A 26,158-nucleotide genomic window follows, 5' to 3' on the forward strand; every position below is an offset into this window, starting at 1 on the left:
CGGCCACGACGAATGGCACGCCTGCAGTGCATTGCCTGGTTGAAGTGGGGCGCGACGAGCGCCCTCGCGCTCCTGCTCGCCGGCTGCGGATTGTTCTGGCCGGCGCCTGACGCGCCAATGAAGACCGTGCTCGAGAAGAGTTCATGCACGCCGGATGCCAGGACCCTTCTCGTGATGCTGCCGGGCGCCTTCTCGAATCCCGACGAGTTCGTGCGCGAAGGCTTTGTCGCGGCGGTTCAGGAGCGACAACTCGCGGTCGACATCCTGCGGGTGGACGCCCAAGTCGGCTACTACTACGACATGAACATCCTCGATCATCTTCGCGACGACGTCATCTCGCCTGCCCACAAACACGGCTACACGTCGATCTGGATCCTCGGCATTTCGGTCGGCGGCTATGGAGGGCTGGCCTATGCGGCAGCGCATCCCGGCGACATCACCGGCATCGTGGCGCTGGCGCCGTACCTGGGCGAGCGCACCATCAGCATCGACATCGCGAACGCCGGGGGCCTGTCGCGATGGCAGGCGCCGACAGAGATGCTGCCGGGCGACAAGGGCGAGCAGCGCCTGTGGCGCTGGCTGCAGCGCTACGGCACCGCGACCGGACCGACCGACCTGCCAAAGCTCTACCTGGGTTTCGGCATCGATGATCGCTTTGCGTTCAGCGACCGCCTCCTGGCCGCCATGCTCCCCGACGACCATGTCTTCCTGACACCCGGTGGGCACAATTGGCCGGAATGGCGGCAGCTTTGGCAGGACATCCTGCCGATCCTGCCCTTGCCGGCTTGTCTTCCGTGATGCTCAATTCGGCAGCAGCCGCAGCAGCTTGCCGTTGGACTCGTCCGTGAGGATGTAGAGCCATCCGTCGGGGCCCTGCTTCACATCGCGAATGCGCGCATGGCCTTCTTCGAGGAGCTTGTGTTCGGCGAGCACCTTGCCCTCCTTGAGTTCGATCCGGTCGAGATAGCCGAACTTGAGGGATCCCACGAACAGGTTGCCCTTCCAGTCGGGACCATAACGATCGCTGGTCAGGAAGACCATGCCCGAAGGCGCGATCGAAGGCACCCAGTAGTGGATCGGCTGCTCCATCCCGTCCTTGTGGGTGATGCCCTCGCCGATCTTGCCGCCGCCGTAGTTCTCGCCATAGGTGATCACGGGCCAGCCATAGTTGCGGCCGGGCAGCGGGATGTTGATCTCGTCGCCGCCCTGCGGGCCGTGTTCGTGCATCCACAGCGTGCCGTCCGGCGCCAGCGTCGCGCCTTGGCCGTTGCGATGGCCGTAGCTCCAGATTTCGGGCAGCGCACCCGGCTTGCCGACGAAGGGGTTGTCCTTGGGCACCGAGCCGTCCTTGCCGATGCGGACGATCTTGCCGAGATGGTTGTCGAGCTTCTGCGCGTCTTCCTTGCGGCTGAAGCGCTCGCCCAGCGTGAGAAACAGGTTGCCATCCTTCGCCTCGACGATGCGGCAGCCGAAATGGTTGCGGCTCGCCACCTTCGGCCGCTGGCTGAAGATGATCTTCAGGTTCTCCAGGCGGCCGGCATCGGCGGACAGTTGCGCACGCGCCAGCGCCGTGCTGTTGGCGGACCCAGCCGCATCGGGCTCCGAGAAGCAGAAATAGATGGTGCGGTTCGTGTCGAAGGCCGAATCCGCCAGGACGTCGAGCAAGCCGCCCTGCCCGCCGGCTGCGATGGACGGAAGCCCCGCCACGGGCGGGCCGAGCTTGCCATCGGCGCCGACAACGCGGAGGCGACCGGGCCGCTCGGTCACGAGAAAGCGTCCCTCAGGCAGGAAAGTCACACCCCAAGGGTTCTCAAGACCGGACGCAACGACCTCCGATCGCGGCGCCGCCGCGGCCAAAACGGCCACCGTCAATGTAAGAAAAATCGTGCAGGAGACCCATGCGCGGGCCATCGTCGACAGGGAAGTCATGGTGCTCCTTCGAAGGCGTGAGTCTTGCAATCGTTTGGTCATTCGAAATGAATTTGAAAACCTTTTGCATTACATCTGTGAAAGAACTTATCCCCAATAATCGAAACCTTTACATTTTTTGATGTGAGAGGATGAAAAAACTCCATCAATGACAAGAGCTTAGGTGCAAAATCCCGAACCTACTTGAAATTGACACCGGGGGGTGTCGTCCATATCCTACGCGTCCATGCGACTCATCCTTTTCACCGCCAGCCTGCTGCTTGCGTTCGCCGCCCATGCCGCGCCGCAAGTCGACCGGGCTGACGACAACGTGGAACGGCAGGTCGTCGACAAGACTTTTCTGGGCCAATTCCATCAGGTTCGCCAGACTGTCGTCGACCGCACTTCCGACCTTGTTGTAACAGCCATCGGCTTCCTGGGCGTCCCATATCGCCGCGGCGGCAACACGGTCGAGACCGGTTTCGACTGCAGCGGTTTCGTCCGCGCGATGTACAACCAGACCGTCGGTCACCTGCTTCCCCGCCGGGCCGAAGAACAAGCGGCCGCAACGCAGAAGATCGACCGCAGCGAACTCAAGCCCGGTGACCTCGTGTTCTTCAACACCATGCGTCGTGCGTTCAGCCATGTCGGTATCTACGTCGGCGAAGGCAAGTTCATCCACGCCCCCAAGCCCGGCGCCCAGGTTCGCGTGGAAGACATGAGCGGCAGCTACTGGCAGAGGCGCTTCAGCGGCGCACGCCGCGTTCTCTCGGCCGAGGAGAACACCGTCAAGGCCTCCGGCGACTGATCACCACCGCACCCAATAAAAAATCCCGCGACTGGCGGGATTTTTTATGAGTGTCCCTGGCTGCGGAGGCTGCCTATCGTTTTACCGGGGGAAGGTCCGTGCAGCTGCCGTGCGCGGCTTCGGCGGCCAGGCCGATGCTCTCGCCGAGCGTCGGATGCGGATGGATCGTCTTGCCGATGTCGATCGCGTCCGCACCCATTTCGATGGCAAGCGCGATCTCCCCGATCATGTCGCCTGCATGGGTCCCGACGATGCCCCCGCCCACGATGCGATGCGATTCCGCGTCGAAGAGCAGCTTGGTGAAACCCTCGTCTCGCCCGTTCGCGATGGCACGGCCGGAGGCCGTCCACGGGAACAACCCCTTCTGGATCTTCACGCCTTCAGCCTTGGCCTGGTCCTCGGTCAATCCGACCCACGCGACTTCCGGATCGGTATAGGCCACGCTCGGAATCACGCGCGCATTGAAAGCGGCGCTGGCAAGTTCATGGTCGCCCTTCTGCTCGCCGGCGATGACTTCGGCCGCCACGTGCGCCTCGTGCACCGCCTTGTGCTCCAGCATCGGCTGGCCGACGATGTCGCCGACCGCGAAGATGTGCGGCACGTTGGTCCGCATCTGCACATCGACCGGGATGAAGCCGCGATCGCTGACGGTGATGCCTGCCTTTTCGGCGCCGATCTTCTTGCCGTTGGGGCTCCGGCCCACAGCCTGGAGCACCAGGTCATAAACCTGTGGTTCCTTGGGAGCCTGCTCGCCTTCGAAGGTGACACGGATGCCGTCCTTCGTCGCCTCGGCGCCCACGGTCTTGGTCTTCAGCATGATGTTGTCGAAGCGCGGCGTGTTCAGCTTCTGCCACACCTTGACCAGGTCGCGGTCCGCACCCTGCATCAGGCCGTCGAGCATCTCGACCACGTCGAGCCGCGCGCCCAGCGTGGAATACACCGAACCCATTTCGAGGCCGATGATGCCGCCGCCCAGGATGAGCATCCGCTTGGGTTCGACGCCGAGTTCCAGCGCGCCGGTGGAATCGACGACGCGCGGGTCCTTCGGCATGAAAGGCAGATGCACCGCCTGCGAACCGGCGGCGATCACGCAGTGCCGGAACTTGACGGTCTGCGATTTGCCGGTCATATCCTTGCCGTCGCCGGTTGTTTCCTGCACCTTGACGTGGTACGGGTCGACGAACTCGCCGATGCCGCGCACGGTCGTCACCTTGCGCATCTTCGCCATCGCGGCGAGACCGCCGGTGAGCTTGCCGACCACCTTGTTCTTGCGGCCGAGCAGCTTCGCGCGGTCGATCTTGGGGTCACCATAGCTCACGCCAAGGTCGGCGAAATGCTTCACCTCGTCAATCACCGCCGCGACGTGCAGTAGCGCCTTCGACGGAATGCAGCCCACGTTGAGGCAGACGCCGCCCAGCGTCGCGTAGCGTTCGACCAGCACGACCTTGAGGCCCAGATCGGCGGCGCGAAAGGCGGCGGAGTAACCGCCGGGCCCTGCTCCGAGCACGAGCAGGTCGCATTCGACGTCGACGGAGCCCGAGTAGGTCGAGGCCACGGCTGGCGCCTTGGCCGGCGCGGCGGGCGCCGGAGCCTGTTTCGCCGCGGGGGCGGCAGCCGGTGCAGCCGGCGCCGGTGCGGGAGCGGCGGCTGCACCCTCCGCAGCCTCCACCGTCAACACCACCGAACCTTCGCTGACCTTGTCGCCCACCTTCACGGCCAGCGACTTGACCACGCCTGCGTGGGACGAAGGAATCTCCATCGAGGCCTTGTCCGATTCCACGGTGATCAGCGACTGCTCGGCCTTGATCGTGTCGCCCGGCTTCACCAGGACTTCGATCACGGCAACTTCCGCGAAATCGCCGATGTCCGGCACTTTGACTTGTACTTCGCTCATTTGGACACCTTCAGTTTGAGTGTGAGAACGTCGACCGGGCCGGCCGAGTTGCGATCGAATTCACAGGCCGCGGCCACGCCGGCCTCGGCAACATCGCGCGCCGAACGCGCCTTGTCGTAGACGGCATGCATCGCGCCGAGCGCAAAGCTGCGTCCGGAGCCGATGCTCCAGAACTGCTTGAACTCGAAGACTTCGCGATAGCTGTAGATGCCGTAAATGCCGCTCGCGTTGGCCAGCAGCATGGTGAACTGGCTCGATTCGTAGGGCTCATGCTCGTCTTCCTTGGTCTGCAGGAAGAACGCGTCCTTCAGCACCGGATGCAGCAGCGTAAAGGTGCGGAAGATCTCGTCCTTGCTGCCGAAGCGCAGCGCCTCCACCGGTTGCGCTGCCAAAGCATGCTGAAGCACCAGGAAATGCGCCGCCGCGCCGGCCACGGCAAAGATGCTCTGGCCTGCGGCATCGTTGACCATGAACAGCTTCTGGTTCCTCTCGGCGCTGTACGACAAGCGCGTGTCGCCGAAGGTCACCAGCGAATCGGCCGCCATCACGACCTGGCCGCCTTTTCGGACGGCCACGACCGTGGTCATAGGAGAACGCGGCGGAAGTCGGCTAGCACCTGGCCCAGATAGGCATTGAACCGGGCTGCAAGGGCGCCATCGATAACCCGGTGGTCATACGACAGCGACAGCGGCAGGGTCAGCCTTGGCACGAACTGCTTGCCGTCCCACACCGGCTTCATCGAGCTCTTGGACAAGCCCAGGATGGCCACCTCGGGCGCGTTGATGATCGGCGTGAAGTGCGTGCCGCCAATGCCGCCGAGCGAGCTGATGGAGAAGCAGCCACCCTGCATGTCGGCCGAACCGAGCTTGCCGTCGCGCGCCTTCTTGGCGAGTTCGCCCATCTCCTGGCTGATCTGGAGCACGCCCTTCTTGTCGGCATCCTTGAGCACCGGCACCACGAGCCCGTTGGGCGTGTCCGCCGCGAAGCCGATGTGGAAGTACTGCTTGTAGACGAGTTGGTCACCGTCCAGGCTGGTGTTGAACTCGGGGAATTTCTTGAGCGCCGAGACCACCGCCTTGATCACGAATGCCAGCATCGTCACCTTGACACCCGACTTCTCGTTTTCCTTGTTGGTGGAGACGCGGAAGGCTTCGAGTTCGGTGATGTCGGCTTCGTCGTTGTTGGTGACGTGCGGGATCATCACCCAGTTGCGGTGCAGGTTGGCGCCGCTGAGTTTCTTGATGCGCGAGAGGTCCTTGCGCTCGACGCCGCCGAACTTTGTGAAGTCGACCTTTGGCCAGGGGATCAGGCCCAGTGCCGCGCCGTCTCCACCGCCTGTAGGTGCCTTGGCGGCCGCTGCCTTCGTGCTGGCGGCGCCGCTCATCACGGCCTTGGTGAAGCTCTGGATGTCTTCCTGCGTGATGCGACCCTTGGGTCCACTGCCCTTGATCTCTTCGAGCGGCACGCCGAGTTCGCGCGCGAACTTGCGCACCGAAGGCGACGCGTGCGGCAGCTTGCCGCTGGGCGCGACCGTGGGATCGTGGGCGGCAGGCGCGACTGCGGGCGCGGCCGGAGCCGATGCGCTGGCCGACGCGGGCGCCGCTGCGGCTTGTGCAGGGGCTGGCGCCGATGACGGCGCGGCGGCTGGTGCGGCAGCGCCGGCCGAGCCTTCGATCACCGCGATCAGGTCGCCGATGTTGACCGTGTCGCCGACCTTGACCTTCAGCGCCTTGAGCACGCCGGCCGCGGACGACGGAATCTCCATCGAGGCCTTGTCCGATTCGACGGTGATGAGCGATTGCTCTTCCTTGATCGTGTCGCCGGGTTTCACCAGCACCTCGATCACTGCCACGTCCTTGAAGTCGCCGATGTCGGGGACCTTGACGTCGATCGGACCGGCCGCAGCGGCCGGCGCCGGTGCGGCGGCAGTCGGTGCGGGTGCCGGAGCAGGCGCCGCGGCAGCTGGCGCACCAGCCGCAGGTGCCGCAGCTGGGGCCGCCGCGCCTTCGCTTTCGAGAACCAGCACGACCGAACCTTCCTTGACCTTGCTGCCGACTTCGACCTTGAGTTCTTTCACCACGCCGGCCTGGCTCGATGGAATCTCCATCGAAGCCTTGTCCGACTCCACCGTGATCAGCGATTGCTCGGCCTTTACCGAGTCGCCGACCTTCACGAGCACCTCGATCACCGCGACTTCATCGAAATCGCCGATGTCCGGCACCTTGACTTCCACTTGAGCCATATCGTGTCTCCCGCCCTAAGGCGCAATTGGTTGTTCGTTGATTGTTTTATGCGTAGAGCGGGTTGATCTTGTCGGCGTTGATGCCGTACTTCTTGATCGCGTCGGCCACCTTTTGCACCGGAACGGCACCGTCTTCGGCAAGCGCCTTGAGCGCTGCAATGACAATGAAGTGGCGATTGACCTCGAAGTGCTCGCGCAGCTTGGCGCGGAAGTCGCTGCGGCCGAAGCCGTCGGTGCCAAGCACCTTGTAGTTGCGGCCCTTCGGAACGAAGGGGCGAATCTGCTCGGCGTAAGCCTTCATGTAGTCGGTCGACGCGATCACCGGGCCGGTGCTCGACGACAACTGCTGCTCGACGAACGGAACACGAGCCTTCTCGGTGGGATGCAGCAGGTTCCAGCGGTCGGCCTCCTGACCATCGCGGGTCAGTTCGTTGAAGCTCGGGCAACTCCAGACGGAGGCGCTCACGCCCCAGTCCTTTTCGAGAAGTTCCTGCGCGGCGATGCTCTCGCGCAGGATGGTGCCGCTGCCGAGCAACTGCACGGTGGGCGACTTGGCCTTCAGCGAGGGGCCCTGCTTGCACAGGTACATGCCCTTGATGATCTGCTCCTCGGTGCCAGGCTGAAGGCCGGGCATCGGGTAGTTCTCGTTCAGCAGCGTGATGTAGTAATAAACGTTGTCCTGCTTCTCCACCATGCGCTTGAGGCCGTGGTGGAGGATCACGCCGACTTCGTGCGCGAAAGTGGGGTCGTAGCTCACGCAGTTCGGGATGGTGTTCGCCAGGATGTGGCTATGACCATCTTCATGCTGCAGGCCTTCGCCGTTCAGCGTGGTGCGGCCCGATGTGCCGCCCAGCAGGAAGCCCCGGGCCTGCATGTCGCCGGCCGCCCAGGCCAGGTCGCCGATGCGCTGGAAGCCGAACATCGAGTAGTACACATAGAAAGGCACCATGATGCGGTTGTTCGTGCTGTACGACGTGGCCGCCGCGATCCAGCTCGACATGCCGCCGGCTTCGTTGATGCCTTCCTGAAGGATCTGGCCAGACTTGTCTTCCTTGTAGTACATGACCTGGTCTTTGTCGACCGGCGTGTACTGCTGCCCCGCGGGGTTGTAGATGCCCACCTGGCGGAACAGGCCTTCCATGCCGAAGGTCCGGGCTTCGTCGACCAGGATCGGCACCACGCGCGGACCGAGGGCCTGGTCGCGCAGCAGTTGCGTGAGGAAGCGCACATAGGCTTGCGTCGTCGAGATCTCGCGCCCTTCGGCCGTCGGCTCCAGGACGGCCTTGAAGGTTTCGAGCGAAGGCACCGTGAAGCTTTCTTCGGCCTTGACGCGGCGATGCGGCAGGTAGCCGCCGAGGGCCTTGCGGCGCTCGTGCAGGTACTTCATTTCGGGCGTGTCGTCGGCCGGCTTGTAGAACGGCAGGTCGGCGATCTGGCTGTCCGGAATCGGAATATTGAAACGATCGCGAAAGGTCTTGATGTCTTCCTCGCCCAATTTCTTGGTCTGGTGGACCGTGTTCTTGCCCTCGCCGATCTTGCCCATGCCGAAGCCCTTGACGGTCTTGATCAACAGCACGGTCGGCTGGCCCTTGTGGTTGACGGCCGAATGGAAAGCCGCATAGACCTTCTGCGAATCGTGACCACCGCGGCGCAGCGCCCAGATGTCGTCGTCGCTCATCTTCGCGACCATCTCGAGCGTGCGGGGGTCGCGGCCGAAGAAGTGCTTGCGCACGTAGGCGCCGTCATTGGCCTTGAACGACTGGTAATCGCCGTCGTTCGTTTCCATCATGATCTTGCGCAGCGCACCTTCCTTGTCGCGCGCCAGCAGAGGGTCCCAGTTGCTGCCCCACAGCAGCTTGATGACATTCCAGCCGCAGCCGCGGAATTCGCCTTCGAGTTCCTGGATGATCTTGCCGTTGCCGCGCACGGGGCCGTCCAGGCGCTGCAGGTTGCAGTTGATGACGAAGATCAGGTTGTCGAGGTTCTCGCGAGCCGCCAGGCCGATGGCGCCGAGCGACTCGACTTCGTCCATTTCGCCGTCGCCGCAGAACACCCAGACCTTGCGGTTCTCGGTGTTCGCAATCCCGCGCGCATGCAGGTACTTGAGGAAGCGCGCCTGGTAGATGGCCATCAGCGGCCCCAGGCCCATGGAGACGGTCGGGAACTGCCAGAACTCGGGCATCAGCTTCGGATGCGGGTAGCTCGACAGGCCCTTGCCGTCGACCTCCTGGCGGAAATTGAGCAGTTGCTCTTCGGTCAGCCGGCCCTCGAGGTAGGCGCGGGCGTAGATGCCGGGCGAGACGTGACCCTGGATGTAGAGGCAATCGCCGCCATGGCCTTCGCTCTCGGCGTGCCAGAAGTGGTTGAAGCCGGCGCCGAACATGGAGGCCAGCGAGGCGAAAGAGCCGATGTGTCCGCCCAGGTCGCCGCCCTCCGGCGGATGGTGGCGATTGGCCTTGACGACCATCGCCATGGCGTTCCAGCGCATGTACGAACGCAGCCGCTCTTCGATCTCGAGATTGCCGGGAGAGCGCTCTTCCTGGTCGGGCTCGATGGTGTTCACGTAGGCGGTGTTGGCCGAGAACGGCTTGTCGATGCTGTTCTGGCGGGCGTGTTCGAGCAGTTGCTCGAGCAGGAAATGCGCGCGATCCGGCCCCTCGCTCTCGATGACCGCCGAGAGGGCGTCCATCCATTCACGCGTTTCCTGCGCGTCCGGGTCGTTCGCGGCCGAGCCGAACAGGTTCTCGGGATTTGCCGACATGCTTTGTCTCCTTTTGAGGGGGTTGTGGCAGTAATTTAGTGCCGTAACGGCGGGCCGCGGGAGTTTCTCACAGAAATCTTGTAATTTCAAATGGTGCGCGCCCATCTCTTAATATGAAATTACCATGAAATTTCATAGGCAACGCTGACGAATGTGCCCACGGGTCTGCGCATGTCACCGCGTAAGGGTGCGTGCCCGTGCGAAAGCGTTCACCTAAACTCGACGGATGCCCTTTTCCTCCCCCATCGAGGTCGCACGCAGCGCCGTCCACGCGTCGCCGCTGTCATGGTGGCGTCGCTGGTGGCGGCGTCAGACGCCGATGCTGCAGGATGCGGTTGCCATGCTGGCCCCGCTGGCCGCGGTGCTGCTCTTCCTCGCGGCGATCGTTTCGGCCTTTTGGTATCTGCGCGCCGAGGAAATGGAGCGCGTCCAGGAATCGGTCAAGCGCGACGTCGAATACGCGCAGCAGCGGGTGCGCCTTCGTCTCCTGGAACGGCAAGAGCAACTCATGCGCCTCGCGCGCGACGCGTCGAATCGCGAGATCGACGCCACCGAATTCACCAGCCGCGCGGAATCGCTGGTCAGCCAGTTTCCCGAACTGCAGGCCGTGACCTGGATCGACGACCGCCGTCGCGTCAAGGCCAGCTATGCGGCACCGAGCGTGCACCCGGCGCAGCAGCGCGCGATTGGGGAAGTGCTGCGGCCGGGCGACACCGAGAGCAACTACGCGCTGGCGCGGGAGCTCCGTCAGCCTGTGTTCTCGCTACCTCTGGCTGGCAGCGATCCCCCGCCGATGTTGCAGCTTCACATTCCGCTGTTCGACCAGGGCCTGTTCGCGGGCGAGCTGCTCGGCGAGTTCTCCATCGACGGCTTGCTGCGCTATGGAATGCCTGCCGAAGTCTCGGCGCGCTATGCCGTTTCCTTGCTCGACGCAAAGGGCGGACTCATCGCCGGCAACACGGTCGCCAGTCCGCGCGGCACCCGCAATCGACTCCTTCCCTGGGCCATGCGGACCAACGAATACGAAGTGCCCGTCTCGCCGGTCGGCAACGCGCTGGTGCTTCGCGCGCAGGCCTATCGCACATCGCAGGGCGTCGTCGGCAACGGGCTGTTCTGGTTGGTGGGTGCGCTAAGCGTGCTCACGAGCTGGATGCTGATCGGCACCTGGCGCCACACGCGGCGCCGGCTGCAGGCACAGCAAGCGCTGGTGGCCGAGACCAATTTCCGCCGCGCAATGGAGAACTCCATGCTGACCGGCATGCGCGTGCTCGATCTGGAAGGCCGCATCACCTACGTGAACGCGGCCTTCTGCGCCATGACGGGCTGGAGCGAAAACGAGCTCGTCGGCCAGACACCGCCCTTTCCGTACTGGCTGGAATCCGACCGCGAAGTCATGAACGAGCGACTCGAAGAAGAGTTGCATGGCCGTGCGCTGCCGGGCGGTTTCCAGGTGCGGGTCAAGCGCAAGAACGGCAGCGTCTTCAATGCGCGCCTGTACGTCTCGCCGCTGATCGACGCGCGCGGGCACCAGACCGGCTGGATGACCTCGATGACCGACATCACGGAGCCGACGCGCATCCGCGAGCAGTTGTCTGCGTCTTACGAGCGCTTCACCACGGTGCTCGAAGCGCTGGACGCATCAGTGTCCGTGGCGCCGCTCGGCAGCGAGGAACTCGTGTTCGCCAACAAGCTGTATCGGCTCTGGTTCGGCTCCAACACGGTCGGGCACCTGAACATGGTGGCGCAAGCGGGCGTTCCGGCCTCTCACACACGCGACGAAGAGCTCGACGACGTCGACCCCTTCGCCGGCCTGCCGATCGACCAGCTGACCGCGGCCCAGGCAGCCAACAACGAGATCTTCGTTCCCGAGCTCGGCAAGTGGCTGGAGGTGCGGTCGCGCTACCTGACCTGGGTCGACGGCCGGCTGGCCCAACTGGTGATTGCCACCGACATCACGCCGCGGCGCGACGCCGAGGACCTTTCGGCCGCGCAGGCCGACCGGGCACAGGCCGCCAGCCGCCTGATCACCATGGGCGAGATGGCGTCCAGCGTCGCGCACGAACTCAACCAGCCGCTGACCGCCATCACCAACTATTGCAACGGCATGATGTCGCGAATCAGGGGCCAGCAGATCGACTCGGAGGCCCTGCTCGCGGCGCTCGACAAGACGTCGAAGCAGGCCCAGCGCGCCGGCCAGATCATCCAGCGCATCCGCTCCTTCGTGAAACGCAGCGAGCCGAACCGAACGCCGGCCGAGGTCGCGACCATGGTCAGCGAAGCGGTCGAGTTGGCCGGCATCGAACTGCGGCGGCGCAACGTGCGGCTCAATCACTACGTCGCGGCGCGCTTGCCGGTGTTGCGCGTGGACCCGATCCTGATCGAACAGGTGATGGTCAATCTGCTGAAGAATGCAGCCGAATCCATCGACCTGGCCAACCGCCCGCTGGCGCGCCGCAGTGTCGAGCTTCGGGTGCTTCCGAAAATCATCGAAGGCCAGAACGCGGTCGAGTTCTCCGTGCAGGACACCGGCATGGGCCTCTCGCCGGAAGTGATGGACCGTCTGTACGAAGCCTTCTTCTCCACCAAGCCTGAAGGCATGGGCATCGGCCTCAACCTTTGCCGGACGATTGTCGAATCGCACCGGGGTCGGATGCAGGCGGAGAACATCTACAATGGACCGGATGTGGTCGGATGCCGTTTTTCCTTCTGGATACCGGTGTTAGACGCTATAGATTCAATAGCAAGCAACGAGGCGAAGGTACCTGCATGAGTTTGATTCCCAAGAAGGGCACTGTCTATGTCGTCGATGACGACGAGGCGGTTCGTGATTCGTTGCAATGGCTGCTCGAAGGCAAGGACTACAGGGTCCGCTGCTTCGATTCCGCAGAGTCGTTTCTCTCCCGCTATGACCCCCGCGAAGTCGCCTGCCTGATCGTCGACATCCGGATGGGCGGCATGTCCGGCATGGAGCTTCAGGACCGACTGATCGAGCGCCGGTCGCCGCTGCCGATCGTCGTCATCACCGGCCACGGCGACGTGCCGATGGCGGTCGACAGCATGAAAAAGGGTGCGATGGATTTCATCCAGAAGCCCTTCAACGACGAGGCGCTCGTGGCGCTGGTCGAACGCATGCTCGAACACGCGCGCGGCGCCTTTGCGCAGCACCAGCAGTCCGCCAGCCGCGACGCGCTGCTATCGAAGCTCACCGGCCGCGAGGCACAAGTGCTGGAGCGCATCGTTGCCGGACGGCTCAACAAGCAGATCGCCGACGACCTTGGAATCAGCATCAAGACCGTCGAGGCACACCGCGCCAACATCATGGAAAAGCTCAATGCCAACACGGTGGCCGATCTCCTGAAGATCGCGCTCGGGCAGGCGGCTCCGGCCAAAGCCTAGTCGCAGCCAGCCCGGCAGCCCCATCTAGCATCCACGCCTGCGCAAGCGGGCGTTTTTACTTGGAAGACAAGAAGACGATGACAGCTCAATTGATCGACGGCAACTCACTGTCCCGGAAAATCCGCGCCGACGTGTCCGGCCGCATTGCCGCACTCAAGGCGCGCGGCATCGAGCCGACGCTCGCCATCATCCTGGTCGGCGACGATCCGGCGAGCCAGGTCTACGTCAAGCACAAGGTCAACGACAGCAGCGAGACCGGGCTCACGGCCAACCTCGAACGCTACGCGGCCAGCATGACCGAAGCCGAACTGCTCTCGCGCCTCCACGCCCTCAACGAAGACCCCAAGGTGCACGGCATCCTCGTGCAGTTGCCGTTGCCGCCGCACATGAACAGTCATCGCGTCATCGAGGCCATCTCGCCCGCCAAGGACGTGGACGGGTTTCACGTTGCCAGCGCCGGCGCACTGATGGTCGGCCAGCCAGGCTTCTGGCCCTGCACGCCGCACGGTTGCATGAAGATGCTCGAATCGATCGGCTACGACCTGCGCGGAAAGCATGCGGTGGTCATCGGTCGCAGCAACATCGTCGGCAAGCCCATGGCCATGATGCTGCTGGCAAAGAACGCCACCGTCACCATCTGCCACAGCGCGACCAAGGATCTCGCCGCCCTCACCCGCCAGGCTGACGTGGTCGTCGCCGCGGTCGGCAAGCGCAACATCCTGACGGCGGACATGGTCAAGCCCGGTGCGGTGATCATCGACGTCGGCATGAACCGAAAGGAAGATGGCAAGCTCGCCGGCGACGTGGATTTCGACGGCGTCAAGGAAGTCGCCGGATGGATCACGCCCGTTCCCGGCGGCGTCGGCCCCATGACGCGCGCGATGTTGCTCGCCAACACCCTTGAAGCGGCCGAGCGCGTAACTAGATAAGGATCACCCCGTTGCTTGCTCACTTCGTGTAGCCGCCTCCCCCTCAAGGGGCACCACCGGCGGCCCGGCGAAGCCGGTTCCGCGGTGGTTCCCGAACGGGCCTCGCTTCGCTTGCCCTGGAAAACATTTTTATGAACAACGCGCTCCTCGACTTTACTGACCTTCCGCTGTTCGACCAGATCGGGCCTGAACATGTCGCGCCTGCGGTTGACACTCTGTTGGCTGCTGCCGAGGTTGCGCTGCAGACGGTGACCGAGCCGGATTTTCCGGCTGACTGGATGGCTATTTCTCGGGTGCTCGACGTTGCGTCGGAGCGCTTCAGTCGCGCGTGGGGGGCAGTCGGGCATCTCAATGCCGTCGCCGACACGCCCGAATTGCGGGCCGCGTACAACGAAGCCATGCCGCGCGTCACGGCGTTCTGGACGCGCCTGGGTTCCGATGAGCGTCTCTACGCCAAGTACAAGGCGATCGACGTCGCGACGCTCAACCCCGAGCAGCGCCAGGCGCATCGCAACGCGGTTCGCAACTTCGTGCTGGGTGGCGCGGAATTGCAGGGTGCCGCCAAGACACGATTCGCCGAGATCCAGGAACGCCAGGCCGAGTTGAGCCAGAAGTTCAGCGAAAACGCCCTCGACGCCACGGATGCCTTTGCCTGGTACGCACCTTTCGGCGAACTCGAAGGACTTCCGGAAGACGTGATCAGTGCCGCCCGCGCCGCCGCCGAAGCGGATGGCAAGGAAGGCTACAAGCTGACGCTGAAGATGCCCTCGTACCTGCCGGTCATGCAGTTTGCCAAGAGCAGCACGCTGCGCGAAAGGCTGTACCGCGCCTATGTCACGCGCGCCAGCGAGTTCGGCGACCCTGCATTCGACAACACCGAGTTGATCCGCGAAATCCTCGCACTGCGTCAGGAAGAAGCCAAGCTTCTGGGCTACCCGAACTTCGGCGAGCTTTCCATCGTGCCCAAGATGGCCGAATCCGCCGGACAGGTCGTCAAGTTCCTCCGCGATCTGGCGACCAAGGCCAAGCCTTACGGCGAACGCGATCTGGCCGACCTCCGTGCCTTCGCGTCCGACCAGCTCGGCATCGTCGATCCGCAGCCCTGGGACTGGAGCTACATCGGCGAAAGGCTCAAGGAAGCGCGCTATGCCTTCAGCGAGCAGGAGGTGAAGGAGTACTTCACCGCACCGAAGGTGATGGGCGGCCTGTTCAAGATCGTGGAGACGCTGTTCGAGGTGTCCATCAAGCGGGACCTCGCGCCGGTGTGGCATCCCAGCGTGGAGTTCTATCGCATCGAGCGCGACGGCAAGAAAGTCGGACAGTTCTATCTCGATCCGTCAGCCCGCTCGGCCAAGCGCGGCGGTGCCTGGATGGACGACGTCCGCGCACGCTGGCTGCGCCCTGACACCGGCTCGCTGCAGACGCCGGTCGCTCAACTGGTGTGCAACTTCGCCGATGGCGTGGACGGCAAGCCGCCGCTGCTTACGCACGACGACGTGACCACGCTCTTCCACGAATTCGGCCACGGCCTGCACCACATGCTCACGCAGATCAACGAGCGTGACGTTTCGGGTATCAGCGGCGTGGAGTGGGACGCGGTAGAACTGCCGAGCCAGTTCATGGAGAACTTCTGCTGGGAGTGGGACGTGCTTGCGCACATGACATCGCACGTCGACACCGGCGAGCCGCTGCCTCGCGCCCTCTTCGACAAGATGACGGCGGCCAAGAATTTCCAGAGCGGCCTGCAGACGCTGCGGCAAATCGAGTTCTCGCTGTTCGACATGCTGCTGCATACCGAATACGACGCGACCACCGCCAAGCCCGGCGACGTGATGGCGTTGCTCGGCAAGGTCCGCGAAGAGGTTGCGGTGATGCCTTCGCCGCCCTTCAGTCGCACGCCCAACACCTTCAGCCATATTTTCTCGGGCGGCTACGCGGCCGGCTACTACAGCTACAAGTGGGCCGAGGTGCTGAGCGCGGACGCTTACGCGGCGTTCGAGGAAACGGCGGGCGCCAACGGCGAGCCCAGCATCGAGACCGGACGCAAATACCGCCAGGCCATCCTCGAAGCCGGCGGTAGCCGCAGCGCCATGGACTCGTTCAAGGCCTTCCGAGGCCGCGAGCCCCAGATCGATGCGCTGTTGCGTCATCAGGGAATGGCCCAGACGCAGCCGGCGTGATGGTTCGGCGGCGGCAGAGCCTGAGATACTCGGCGTCATCCGATTCCGGGAGACTTCGATGAAACTCAACACTGCCCTGACCGGCCTCGCCCTGATGCTGGTCGCCAGCGCAACACTCGCGCAGGCCGTCTATCGCAACGTCGACAAGAATGGAAAGGTCACCTTTTCCGACCAGCCCCCGACGGCTTCGTCCCAGCCGGCCGAGCCACGCAGCGGCGTCTCGACGGTCGCCGCCAATGCGGGCTTGCCTTACGAACTGCGCCAGGTGACGCAGCGCTACCCCGTCACGCTGTATTCCGGCGACGAATGCGCCCCGTGCGGCGCTGGCCGCTCACTGTTGATGACGCGCGGCATCCCCTTCGACGAAAAGACGGTCAAGAGCAACGACGACCTCCAGACACTGCAGCGGCTGAGCGGCCAGACGTCGCTGCCTTTGCTCACGATCGGGAGTCAGCAGCTCAAGGGTTTCTCGGACAGCGAGTGGTCGCAATACCTCGATGCAGCGGGGTACCCCAAGAGCTCGCAACTGCCGGCCAGTTTTCGCAATCCACCGGCCCAGCCGCTCGTGGCTCTGAAGGCCGCCGAGCCGGCCGCGCCCGCCGCCGCGCCTGCGCCGGCTGCCCCCACACCTGCCGCAAGCAACGAGCCGTCGCCGAGCAATCCTGCCGGCATCAAGTTCTGAAACCGGCGGTGATGCGCTCAACCGAAGCGCATCGTCCTGACACCGGATGACGTGCCCAGCAAGCACACGCTCGCGCGCTGGTGCGCAAACACGCCGACGGTGACGACGCCCGCCCACTGATTGACTTCCGTCTCGAATCCAAGCGGATCGGTGATCCGCAGGCCGGTCACGTCGACGATGTGCTGGCCGTTGTCAGTGACAAGCGGCACGCCATCCTTCTCCCGCACCTGCGCCAGCCCGCCCAGCCGCGCAAACTGGCGGATGATCCGCTGCGCGGCCATCGGGATCACCTCGACCGGCAACGGAAACGCCCCCAGCGTGTTGACCAGCTTGGAGGCATCGGCGATGCACACGAAGCGCTTCGACTGCGCCGCGACGATCTTTTCCCGGGTGAGCGCCGCGCCGCCGCCCTTGATCATGTAGCCGCGACCGTCGATCTCGTCGGCGCCGTCGATGTAGACGGCCAGCTCCTCGACCTCGTTGCTGTCGAACACGGGGATGCCCAGCGCCCGGAGGCGTTCGGTCGATGCCACCGAGCTGGAAACCGCTCCCCGGATCTCGCCCTTGATGGTCGCAAGCGCCTCGATGAACTTGTTGACCGTCGAGCCGGTGCCGACGCCGACGATGTCGCCCTTCACGACGTAATCCAATGCGGCGCGACCGACCTGCGCCTTGAGTTCGTCCTGGGTCAATGCGGGAGCGGGGGCGGATGAAGTCATCGGGGAGAATCCTGGGCTGATTGAAGTCAAGTCGAGAATTATCCGATGCCCTTGCTGCTGCCCTCTTCGCTTTATGGACTTGCCCGTCCATTCCTCTTCGGCCTTGACGCCGAGCACGCCCATGAGCTCACGCTGGACGCGTTGGCCCGTACGCAAAACACACCGCTGGCCTGCGCCTACGCGGCGCCGCGGGTGGACGATCGGATCACGCTTGCCGGCCTCACCTTCCCGAATCGGGTCGGGTTGGGCGCGGGCCTCGACAAGAACGCGCGCTGTATCGATGCCTTCGCCGCCATGGGATTCGGCTTCGTCGAAGTCGGGACTGTCACCCCGAAGGCACAACCCGGCAATCCGCGGCCGCGCATCTTCCGTCTGCCGCAGCGCGATGCGCTCATCAACCGGCTCGGTTTCAACAACGAAGGGCTGGACGCCTTCATCGCCAACGTGCAGCGCGCACGTTTTCGCCGCAACACATCCAAGGCCCCGATGCTGCTCGGCCTCAACATCGGCAAGAACGCGGCCACGCCGATCGAGCGTGCGGTAGACGACTACCTTGTGTGCCTGGACGGCGTGTATCCCCATGCCGACTACGTGACCATCAATATCTCGAGCCCCAATACCGCAAACCTACGTTCGCTCCAGAGCGATGAGGCCTTGGATGCGCTGCTCGGCGCGGTGGCCGACAAACGGGCGGCGCTCGCTGCAAGGCAAGGCCGGCGAGTCCCGCTGTTCGTGAAGATTGCACCCGACCTCGATGAGGCCCAGGTCAAGGTGATCGCGGCCACCCTGTTCCGGCACGGGATGGACGGCGTCATCGCCGCCAACACGACCCTCTCGCGAGAGGCAGTGGCCGGCCTGCCCCACGCCGAAGAGGCCGGCGGCCTCTCGGGCGCGCCGGTCAGGCAAGTGAGCAATCGTGTGATCGGCCAGTTGCGGGCCGCCCTTGGCAGCAAGTTCCCGATCATCGGCGTCGGCGGCATCCTGAGCGCGGCCCACGCGACGGAGAAGATCGCCGCCGGCGCCGACCTCGTGCAAATCTATACCGGCCTGATCTATCGCGGACCCGCGCTGGTGCAACGGGTCGCCCAGGCGCTACGCAACCAACGCAGTTGAGCCTGGGCGTACTGCGTCAGCGCATCCGCCAAAGCACCGGAACAATCACGCTCGCCCAGCGCACGAGGCGGCGCGGTCCCAGGACGGCCACCACGGCCGCAGCCGCCACGCCCGTCGCGACGGGGTGTTCACGCGCAATGCGCATCGCCGCGGCACTTGTCGTTTCATTGGGAGCAGGCGCCTCGCCAGCCCCGGTTGCCGCAGCTTCCAAGGTCGCGATGCGCACGCGCTGCTTCTCGATCCGTGCAAGCAGTTCTGCGCGAGTCACAGGGCGCGGCTCGCGCGGCGGAGTGGTCCCGCGGCGACCGCGACCCAAGCTTTGCCGGAGCCATTGGCGATCGCGGTCCAGCTCATGCATGATCGGTTCGAACGCCGTCGAGGGTTTGCCGGTCATCGACAGCAGCGCGACAACCGATGCCAGCCACAGGGCCAACCAGACTGCCGCCACCAACCAGGCGGCCGTGACGCGGTGTGGCGAATCCCAGAAGTGGACGACGATCGCCACCGACAGCAGGGCAATCGCGATCGTCGTGAGCCCGACGACGGCGATCACCAACCCCAGCATCGATCGCAAACGCTTCTTTTCGTCTTCCCAGGCGAAGCGCAGCAGCTCTATGCGATCTTCAGCGGCCAGCGCACCTTCGCCGGCCAGGATGCGCAACCGCCGCAATTGGGACTTGAGCCCAAAAAGCGACGACAACCACTTCATGCGCAGCCCCCGCAGGCGTCACGGCCCGTGGCGGCCAGGGGGGCTCCTTGCTGCTGCGCGCCGGGAGGGCTGTGCTCAGCGGCGGCCAAGCAGCAGGCCCACCAGCACGCCCACCGCCAGCGCTGCGCCGGCGATCTGCCAAGGCTCGTCGTGAGCGTAGGCGTTGGCGGAGTTGGCTGCTTCGCGTGCCTTCTTGGCAGCGATCCGGCTCTTTTCGGCTGCCAGTTCGCGCGCAATGGCCAACTTGCTGTCGATGCGCTGGCGAAGCGCCTTGATGTGAGGTACGGAATCGAGGTCCTTGCTGGCGAGCACACCGCGAACGTCGCTCGCGATGTCTTCAGCAACGGCGTTGGCCGCCGCTTCGAGGTTGTTGGATGCAGTCATTGAAAAAGGTCCTCCTCAGTCGCGCCGGCACCGCGCCGGCAACTCACGCCGACAAACGACGCTCCGCGTCATGGTACATGCCCAAGCCCGTCTAGGACAAAAGTCCCGCCACATGATCGCCAATTGCGAGGCTGCTGGTCAATCCGGGCGACTCGATGCCAAACAGATTGACCAGCCCCCGAACGCCGTGTACAGCCGGCCCGGCAATCATGAAGTCCGCCGTAGCCTCGCCCGGACCGGAGATCTTGGGACGAATGCCGGCATAGCCCGGAATCAGCGCGCCATCGGGCAACCCGGGCCAGTATTTGCGCACCTCCGCGTAGAAGCCGTCCCCGCGCGCGGGGTCGACCACCAGATCGTCTGCCGAATCGACCCACTGCACATCCGGCCCGAACTTGGCCTGCCCTCCGAGATCGAGCGTCAGATGCACGCCGAGACCGGCGGCTTCGGGGACGGGGTAGATCAGGCGACTGAATGGCGCCCGCCCGGCCAGGGTGAAGTAGTTGCCCTTCGCAAAATAGGCCGTCGGTACCGAGGTCGCCGGCAGGCCGTCGAATTGCCGTGCCAGCGCCGGGGCACCGAGGCCTGCGGCATTCACGACGCTTTTGCATCGCAAACGGGTTCCGTCGATCGACTTCAACACGATGGCGTCGCCCACGCACTCGGCGCCCACCACGCCCGACTTCAGCGCAACCACCCCGCCGGCACCCTCGAGATCGCCCTGCAGACTCAGCATCAGGGCATGACTGTCCACGATGCCGGTGCTGGGCGAATGGAGCGCTGCCAGGCATTGGAGCTGCGGCTCCATCGCGCGGACCTGGTCGCCTGAAAGCAGCACCATGTCGTCCACGCCATTGGCGGCGGCCTTGGCCATGATCTCGGACAGTTGCGCGACCTGGGCTTCGGAGGTGGCCACGATGAGCTTGCCGCAGCGTCGATGCGGCAAGCCGCGCTCGCCGGCATAGTCATAGAGCAGCCGCTTGCCCTCCACGCACAGTCGCGCCTTCAGCGAACCCTTGGGATAGTAGATGCCGGCGTGAATGACTTCGCTGTTGCGAGAACTCGTGCCGGTTCCGATGGCACCCTCGGCTTCGAGCACGATCACCTCACGGCCCGTCAACGCAAGCGCGCGGGCCACGGCCAAGCCGACCACTCCGGCGCCGATGACGGCGCAATCGAATTCATCCATGTCGCAAGCTTAGCCGGCTTGCGTTCGATCGCTTCAGCGCGACCGCGAGCCGGCTTGGGGCTCGACCAGATTGCCGGGCGGCGTTGCGGGGCCCTGGTCGGGCTCGACGGGGAGCTCGGGGACATCCGGCGGATGGGGCGTGACGGGAGGTGGAAGATCAGGGCTGGTGGCCATGGGGGTTCTCCTTCAGCTTGTCTTCTACGGGAGCGCGGTGCGGGATGCAAGGGGGTGGAGGTTTCGCGGCTAAATCCGTGCACCCGCCCGGTTTGCCGCAAGGCTGAGAAGATGCTCCACGAACTCAGCGTTGCCTTCGCCGAGAGAAGCAAGCTCAAGAACCTGCTGGCCGGGGCCCATCTGGACATCCATGCACTGAACACCGGCTTCGGGGTAAAGCGTTGGCCCCACAGGCCAAGCAAGCCGCCGTCGCGCCACGCACCCGAGGGCGCCGGGAAGCAATTTCTATTTGCTTGTCACTGACGTCGGACCGGCATATGAATAGGGCTCGACTTTCGCCCCGCTACATACAGACACGAGATCCCGTGCCAGGACCGACAGTAGATTGTTCAACCCGTAGTTAAGGGTGGTTATGAACTCAGAGTCGGCGCCCCACATGTTGGTCTTGTCGCCATGCGCGCGGTAATGCTTCTCCTGAACCACAACCCCGTTCTTGTCGATGAACTGGGCGCTCAGAGCCACCATGCTGAACAGCTTGATCCCGATCGGCCAAGTGTAGGCGCGCGTCAGGTACGTCTTGACCGTCAATCCATCCTGAGGCGCAGTGGCATCTTTGACTTGATCGACAGTGAAGCCGAAGTCTTCCAATTGAAGTAGACCGTCCAACACCCAAGGCCCGGCTTCTCCTGTCACCAGGGCTCCGCGGAAGCCGGCGCCTATCGTTTCCTTGTTCTGGCGATCGTCCTGAGGCAAAGCCACATGGATCGGGCATGTGCCACGAAGCTGCGTAGCCGGCATCTCCCGCGCGTTTCGTTCATAGGCCATGTCCAACGGCGGGGGCGAGCCGGTATCTGACCCGGCAAAAGCCTGTACCGAGCAGTTGGCGATGGTGGTGCCAATGAGGAGCGGCAGTAGTGTTTTGAGCTTCATTCTTGTGCGTCCCTTCATAGCCCAACTGCTGCCGCAGTTTTCGGGATCGTAGGCAGGGAGTACAACTTCTGGTCGTCTCCCAGCACCGTCTTTCGGGTAGCGGTTTCCTTGATGAGTCGACCTTTGATCTCGGCTCTTTGGGCCCCAGCATTGAACTCGTAGGCCTGGGACTGTGCCGACTTGTCGCTTGGCACCTTGAGATCCAAGTCCATCAAGACAAGGTTGATCGTTTCGACAATGGATTCCTTGATCGCGACGCGGAACGCTGAACCGCTTTTGTCACCCCAAAGCGCGATCGATTCCTTCCCGCCCGATCCGACCGGTTGGGATTGGTAGTACAGGATGCCGCGCTGGACCGGCGTGTTGGCAGGGCCGTCCTTCGTCCACATGCTCACGTTCGCCTCGACGTCCAGATTGCGAAAGTCCATCGTGAGGAAGTAGCGCGGATAGATGACGAGCAGCGCCTGACCCGTCTGGAGTTCGCTGCGAAGCTGGGCGAGCGAGTCCTGGCTCAGGGCCCGAGGCGTAGTGGTGAACTGTGCAACCTTGATCGGGTAGTTGGCGAGTTCTCGACGGATCGCTTCGTTGAACTCCCTGCGATAGTCGACGTCCTCGATCTGGGCATAGAGCGGCCCCATGATCTCTTGAGATGCTTTCACGCGAGAGTTCGTGACAGAGCTGTCAATCATTGCGCCGAGCAATCCACCGCCGGTGGCCGCGCCGACGTTGGAGGGCTGCACCGCGACGATCACCTCATCCTGGACTACTACGACGTGGGCCTTGAGCTCGGTGACGTTGGCGCGCTGTTCAGGTGTGAGGTTGATCCGTATTGGCATGGCACACCCGCCAAGTACGTAGGCGAGCAATATGAGTAGGGCACTTCGCAAGAACATTACTTTCCTTCTGATCTTTCGTGGAGTTGGTGTTGGAGGATGGGAAGCCTGCAGTCAAGCGATAAAGCGGCTGGCCTTCATGCGACGTTGAGGCTATCAAGCGAGCACGCGCGGGGGCTATAGGCCGAGTCTCTTTTTTGACGAGGCAGTTTCTTGAAGCGTCAATGAAATGGACGGCATTGGCCAGAAGGAATGCGATCGTTGAATGGGCCGCGCGAAAACAGGTGCCTCGTCCTCGGTCATAGCAGGGCCTCCAGTGCCTCGATGGCGCTCACACGAGACAGGGCGCCTCGTCCAGGCCATTGTCCGTTCTTGCATGGCTTCGCGGTGGGCGTCGAATCGACGAGCACCGCCAACGAAGAAGCCCTCACGAACCCGGCCGCGTGGGCTGGGTGGTGAGGGCTTTGATTTTCGCGGCTAAGAACGCGTCAGATCTATAGCGCCGTTCCTTAGTAGAAGAACCACATGTATCCGATGAACGCGCCTGCTGCGGCGATCAAGAGCCAGTACAGCCTCTTTTGGGATTTTGTCAGCGATGCGTATTTCGCATTGCTCATTCCAGGTCCTGCCATGATCGAGCCCTTCTACTTTGCTTTGAAGTTTTTCAACTCGAAGCCATAGCCGGCGGGATTGACGCCGGCGCCCGGAGGAACAGACACCCCGATCTCGATTGCGGTCTTGCCGCCATAGGAGTGATTGACACCTCCGCCGAATCCAATCAGAGGGACAGGCGAAGGAGCAAAAGCACCCGCCGCCCAACTGCCACCCTTTAGGAACTCAGCTGTATCACCGGCTCCAACGCCGCCGGCAATGCTTCCAGCAACAATCGACAAGCCTGGCTTGGCAGTGTACGCAGGGTATTGGCGGCCCAATGCCCATTGTCCATATACGCCTCCGTCATGGAGATCGATCGCCACGCCGGCGGACGCAACATATGCGTTGAGCTGGATCGATACGTAGTCTGGGGCCCGAGAGCCCGATGCGTAGGGTGTGCCTGCCGAGTACTCCCCAGTGTTCCATCCAGAGGCAAACGGATTTGTGGATGTTGGCGGAGGAATGTTGCGGCTGCTCTCAACATTCATGTTGATGGCTTGCATCGACGCCGTTTGTCCGGCGTAGTAGGCCTTGTTGGCCGCCTGCTGGTACTGATCGGCCTTTTCTGGCATGCCGTTGTTGCGCGCCCACTCGGCTGCACTAAACAACTGGTCTGAGTCCTTGCTGAGCCTCTTCGCCTGTTGGTTCCAGTCAGCGGCCGTCAGCGGAACGGCTGCGGCCTGTGGAGCCGGAGCACGGCTGCTGGTGGGCAAGCCGGTTGTGCCTCTTCCGACCTGGGCAATCGGAGAGCCATCGACCCCGACAGGGACCAAGCCTTCTGGGTCCCACTTGTTATCCGGGTCGAAGTCTCGAACAACGCGCGAATCGCTTGCGATCGACATCGGCGTATTCGCCGGACTGACGGACGAGGTCGGAAGCCCATAAGGATTGTTGCCAACCTGGCGCAGGGCCATGTCTTGAGAGAAGGTCAGCCCATTGACACGCAGCGCGCTATCGCCCGGCCCACCGCCCAGCAACTGGTACGAAGCCATCGCCGAGTCGCCGTTGTAGGCCGTGTTGGCCGCCCGACGCGCCACCGACATGTTGAGGTCGCGCTGGGCGTTCACCTCGCCGACGAATGCATCCTCGTTCGAGGCACCCGGCCCCTTGCCAAGTTCCGAGCGCGCCACGCGCTCCAACGAGGCGCTCTGCTCGGCCTTGGCCGCTGCATTGCCTTGCCAGTTCGTGATGCCGTTGTCGCCGAGACCGTAGGCATACCCCGCAGAGCCCGGCACGCGGCCCCAACCCGGCTCGTTGAACACCTGCGCACCCGCGCGGCCCCGGTTGGCAGCCGCGATGCTGTCCTGCACGTCGGAGCCGTTTTCGTAGCCCGAATCCGACCAAGGCCCGACGCCCTGCGTCTTCTGCCCATTCGCCGCTGCGATGCTGTCCCCCAACGCATTGCCAAACGCGTCCAAAGCGACCTGGGTGGCATTGATGCGCCCCCCGCGCATGGCTGCGACGGCGGCGCCTGCGGCAAGCCCGGTCAGCGCGCGAGCGGCGAAGTCGCCCAGCCCCGAGTGGCCCAAGGCATCACTCAGTGGCCCTGCCACTGCCTGACCGACGCCCGCGCCAACGGCTGCTGCCGCTACTCCGCGCCAGTCGAAGCCTTTCTGCAACCCGACAGCAACGGCAACCCCTTGGGTGGCCGCATTCGTCAAGGCACCGCGCACGATGGCGGCCCCGGGACCGGCGCCATTCAGGCCCGCGATGCCGCCAACGCGCACACCATCGAGCCCTTGCACGCCACCGATGCCCCCAGCGGCCCCGCCAGCGATGGCGCCCAACGCAACGCCCTTCCAAGAAAACGAATCCTGCGCCCCGATGGCGATGCCCACCCCCTGGCTGGCCACCGAGCCGGCCGCGCCGCCCACGGCGCCCGCGGCAACGGCCCCTGCGGCTTCTCCTCCGAGCGCAGCGCTCAGGGGGCCCGACAACGCGCCCGCCGTGTAGTAGGCAACCACCACCGCGACGACCACCATGATGACTTGGCCAACGCCCCCGCAGCCACCCCCATGGCCTTGCGGCATCGCCATCATCGTGGCCGTGTCGTTGGCGATCCTCGTCGGGTCGTAGGGCTTGAAGGTGCTCGCGTTGTTGGCACTGGAGACCCGCGTGGGAATCGTCAGCACCTGGCCCGTCCTCAGGTCCGCGTCGCTGGAGAGCCCGTTCGCGTCCGCGATCAGGTACCACTGGTTCGCATCCCCATAGGCCCCCTTGGCGATGCTCTTGAGCGTGTCCCCGGCAGCCACCGCATAGGTGCCCGGACTGCCCGCCGGGTAGCTCCCGTTGATGGGCTGGTAGCCGAAGCTGAACTGCGCCTCATCCTTGAATTGCGGAATCGGGAAGCCCTCGAAGCGCTGGTCCGCGACCTCGCCATAGCGCCCGAGCACCTCGCCGTTGACCACCAGCTGGCGCTGGGCGTGCTCATGCTGCCCGGCGCCTTCGGCCGAGTAGGAGGCGTACAGCGCGTTGCCTGCGGCGTCGTTCACGAAGTTGTGCGTGCGCAGGGTCGGATGCGTGATCTGGCCGGCGTCGCCGGTGGAGATCAGGTGGCCGTTGACGTCGTAGGCATAGGCCAGGCCCGCGAGCGACTGCGGGACGTCGTATTCGTCGGCGGTCTTGCGCGTCGCGCTGACGCTGTTGACGACCT

Annotated in this window: 22 protein-coding genes; 9 read left to right on the plus strand and 13 right to left on the minus strand. The window is 64.1% G+C overall.

Translation table 11 applies throughout. The features are described 5' to 3' along the window. Positions 1-12 precede the first annotated feature (12 nt). Positions 13-798: an alpha/beta hydrolase gene (locus AC1DN9_RS23855; protein ID WP_478104169.1), complete on the plus strand. Its 786-nt coding sequence runs from the start codon at positions 13-15 to the stop codon at positions 796-798. A gap of 3 nt (positions 799-801) precedes the next feature. Here AC1DN9_RS23855 and AC1DN9_RS23860 read toward each other — a convergent pair whose 3' ends face one another. After that, positions 802-1,911 carry a PQQ-dependent sugar dehydrogenase gene (locus AC1DN9_RS23860; protein WP_478104203.1) on the minus strand — a complete coding sequence of 370 codons (1,110 nt, stop codon included), beginning with the start codon at positions 1,909-1,911 and terminating at the stop codon, positions 802-804. Positions 1,912-2,155: 244 nt separating this feature from the next. Here AC1DN9_RS23860 and AC1DN9_RS23865 point away from each other — a divergent pair, with 244 nt between their 5' ends. Then, positions 2,156-2,716, plus strand: coding sequence for a C40 family peptidase (locus AC1DN9_RS23865; RefSeq protein WP_478104171.1), 561 nt, complete (start codon positions 2,156-2,158; stop codon positions 2,714-2,716). Positions 2,717-2,789: 73 nt separating this feature from the next. Here AC1DN9_RS23865 and lpdA read toward each other — a convergent pair whose 3' ends face one another. The 4 genes from lpdA to aceE are packed head-to-tail and all read right to left on the minus strand — an operon-like array spanning position 2,790 to position 9,613. Further along, positions 2,790-4,610 (minus strand): dihydrolipoyl dehydrogenase, encoded by a 1,821-nt coding sequence (lpdA, locus tag AC1DN9_RS23870; RefSeq protein ID WP_478104172.1) that lies wholly within the window; start codon positions 4,608-4,610, stop codon positions 2,790-2,792. Beyond that, positions 4,607-5,197 carry an MFS transporter gene (locus AC1DN9_RS23875; RefSeq protein ID WP_478104173.1) on the minus strand — a complete coding sequence of 197 codons (591 nt, stop codon included), beginning with the start codon at positions 5,195-5,197 and terminating at the stop codon, positions 4,607-4,609. The genes lpdA and AC1DN9_RS23875 overlap by 4 nt, the downstream gene beginning before the upstream one ends. After that, positions 5,194-6,852 (minus strand): dihydrolipoyllysine-residue acetyltransferase, encoded by a 1,659-nt coding sequence (gene aceF / locus AC1DN9_RS23880; protein ID WP_478104175.1) that lies wholly within the window; start codon positions 6,850-6,852, stop codon positions 5,194-5,196. The genes AC1DN9_RS23875 and aceF overlap by 4 nt, the downstream gene beginning before the upstream one ends. A gap of 46 nt (positions 6,853-6,898) precedes the next feature. After that, positions 6,899-9,613: a pyruvate dehydrogenase (acetyl-transferring), homodimeric type gene (aceE, locus tag AC1DN9_RS23885; RefSeq protein WP_478104176.1), complete on the minus strand. Its 2,715-nt coding sequence runs from the start codon at positions 9,611-9,613 to the stop codon at positions 6,899-6,901. A 226-nt stretch (positions 9,614-9,839) separates the two neighbouring features. Between aceE and AC1DN9_RS23890 the strand changes: the two genes are divergently transcribed. The 5 genes from AC1DN9_RS23890 (at position 9,840) to AC1DN9_RS23910 (ending at position 16,800) form a co-directional block, all read left to right on the plus strand. Continuing rightward, positions 9,840-12,383 (plus strand): PAS domain-containing sensor histidine kinase, encoded by a 2,544-nt coding sequence (locus AC1DN9_RS23890; RefSeq protein ID WP_478104177.1) that lies wholly within the window; start codon positions 9,840-9,842, stop codon positions 12,381-12,383. After that, entirely contained in the window at positions 12,380-13,009 is a 630-nt protein-coding gene (locus tag AC1DN9_RS23895; RefSeq protein ID WP_478104179.1) for a response regulator transcription factor, read from the plus strand. The genes AC1DN9_RS23890 and AC1DN9_RS23895 overlap by 4 nt, the downstream gene beginning before the upstream one ends. Before the next feature lie 77 nt (positions 13,010-13,086). Beyond that, entirely contained in the window at positions 13,087-13,938 is an 852-nt protein-coding gene (folD, locus tag AC1DN9_RS23900) for a bifunctional methylenetetrahydrofolate dehydrogenase/methenyltetrahydrofolate cyclohydrolase FolD (protein ID WP_478104180.1), read from the plus strand. A 131-nt stretch (positions 13,939-14,069) separates the two neighbouring features. After that, the gene (locus AC1DN9_RS23905) at positions 14,070-16,118 is read left to right on the plus strand and encodes a M3 family metallopeptidase (RefSeq protein WP_478104181.1); all 2,049 of its coding nucleotides are present in this window, start codon (positions 14,070-14,072) and stop codon (positions 16,116-16,118) included. Positions 16,119-16,176: 58 nt separating this feature from the next. After that, complete coding sequence (locus AC1DN9_RS23910) at positions 16,177-16,800, plus strand: glutaredoxin family protein (RefSeq protein WP_478104183.1); 624 nt, start codon at positions 16,177-16,179, stop codon at positions 16,798-16,800. A 17-nt stretch (positions 16,801-16,817) separates the two neighbouring features. Here the strand turns inward: AC1DN9_RS23910 and rpiA are convergent, their stop codons facing one another. Next, positions 16,818-17,519 (minus strand): ribose-5-phosphate isomerase RpiA, encoded by a 702-nt coding sequence (gene rpiA, locus AC1DN9_RS23915; RefSeq protein WP_478104184.1) that lies wholly within the window; start codon positions 17,517-17,519, stop codon positions 16,818-16,820. A 45-nt stretch (positions 17,520-17,564) separates the two neighbouring features. On the opposite strand from rpiA, the gene AC1DN9_RS23920 reads away from it, so the two are divergent. Continuing rightward, positions 17,565-18,632, plus strand: a complete 1,068-nt coding sequence (locus AC1DN9_RS23920) for a quinone-dependent dihydroorotate dehydrogenase (protein WP_478104185.1) — start codon at positions 17,565-17,567, stop codon at positions 18,630-18,632. A 16-nt stretch (positions 18,633-18,648) separates the two neighbouring features. On the opposite strand, the gene AC1DN9_RS23925 is transcribed toward AC1DN9_RS23920, so the two are convergent. The 4 genes from AC1DN9_RS23925 to AC1DN9_RS23940 form a co-directional block, all read right to left on the minus strand. Then, on the minus strand, positions 18,649-19,293 hold the full coding sequence (locus AC1DN9_RS23925; RefSeq protein ID WP_478104187.1) for a phage holin family protein: 645 nt from the start codon (positions 19,291-19,293) through the stop codon (positions 18,649-18,651). Positions 19,294-19,416: 123 nt separating this feature from the next. After that, positions 19,417-19,725, minus strand: coding sequence for a glycine zipper domain-containing protein (locus AC1DN9_RS23930; RefSeq protein ID WP_478104188.1), 309 nt, complete (start codon positions 19,723-19,725; stop codon positions 19,417-19,419). 91 nt (positions 19,726-19,816) lie between these two features. Next, on the minus strand, positions 19,817-20,914 hold the full coding sequence (locus tag AC1DN9_RS23935) for an NAD(P)/FAD-dependent oxidoreductase (protein ID WP_478104189.1): 1,098 nt from the start codon (positions 20,912-20,914) through the stop codon (positions 19,817-19,819). Positions 20,915-20,947: 33 nt separating this feature from the next. After that, entirely contained in the window at positions 20,948-21,088 is a 141-nt protein-coding gene (locus AC1DN9_RS23940) for a stereocilin (protein WP_478104191.1), read from the minus strand. 111 nt (positions 21,089-21,199) lie between these two features. Between AC1DN9_RS23940 and AC1DN9_RS23945 the strand changes: the two genes are divergently transcribed. Then, entirely contained in the window at positions 21,200-21,391 is a 192-nt protein-coding gene (locus AC1DN9_RS23945; RefSeq protein WP_478104192.1) for a hypothetical protein, read from the plus strand. On the opposite strand, the gene AC1DN9_RS23950 is transcribed toward AC1DN9_RS23945, so the two are convergent. The 3 genes from AC1DN9_RS23950 to AC1DN9_RS23960 all read right to left on the minus strand — a co-directional run. Then, on the minus strand, positions 21,374-22,018 hold the full coding sequence (locus tag AC1DN9_RS23950; RefSeq protein WP_478104193.1) for a hypothetical protein: 645 nt from the start codon (positions 22,016-22,018) through the stop codon (positions 21,374-21,376). The two genes, AC1DN9_RS23945 and AC1DN9_RS23950, sit on opposite strands and share 18 nt — an antisense overlap. A gap of 14 nt (positions 22,019-22,032) precedes the next feature. Continuing rightward, the gene (locus AC1DN9_RS23955; RefSeq protein WP_478104195.1) at positions 22,033-22,911 is read right to left on the minus strand and encodes a hypothetical protein; all 879 of its coding nucleotides are present in this window, start codon (positions 22,909-22,911) and stop codon (positions 22,033-22,035) included. A gap of 584 nt (positions 22,912-23,495) precedes the next feature. Next, on the minus strand, positions 23,496-26,158 hold a 2,663-nt coding region (locus tag AC1DN9_RS23960; RefSeq protein ID WP_478104196.1), incomplete at its 5' end, for a LysM peptidoglycan-binding domain-containing protein.

It is taken from the genome of Variovorax sp. 05L425, from assembly GCF_056397705.1.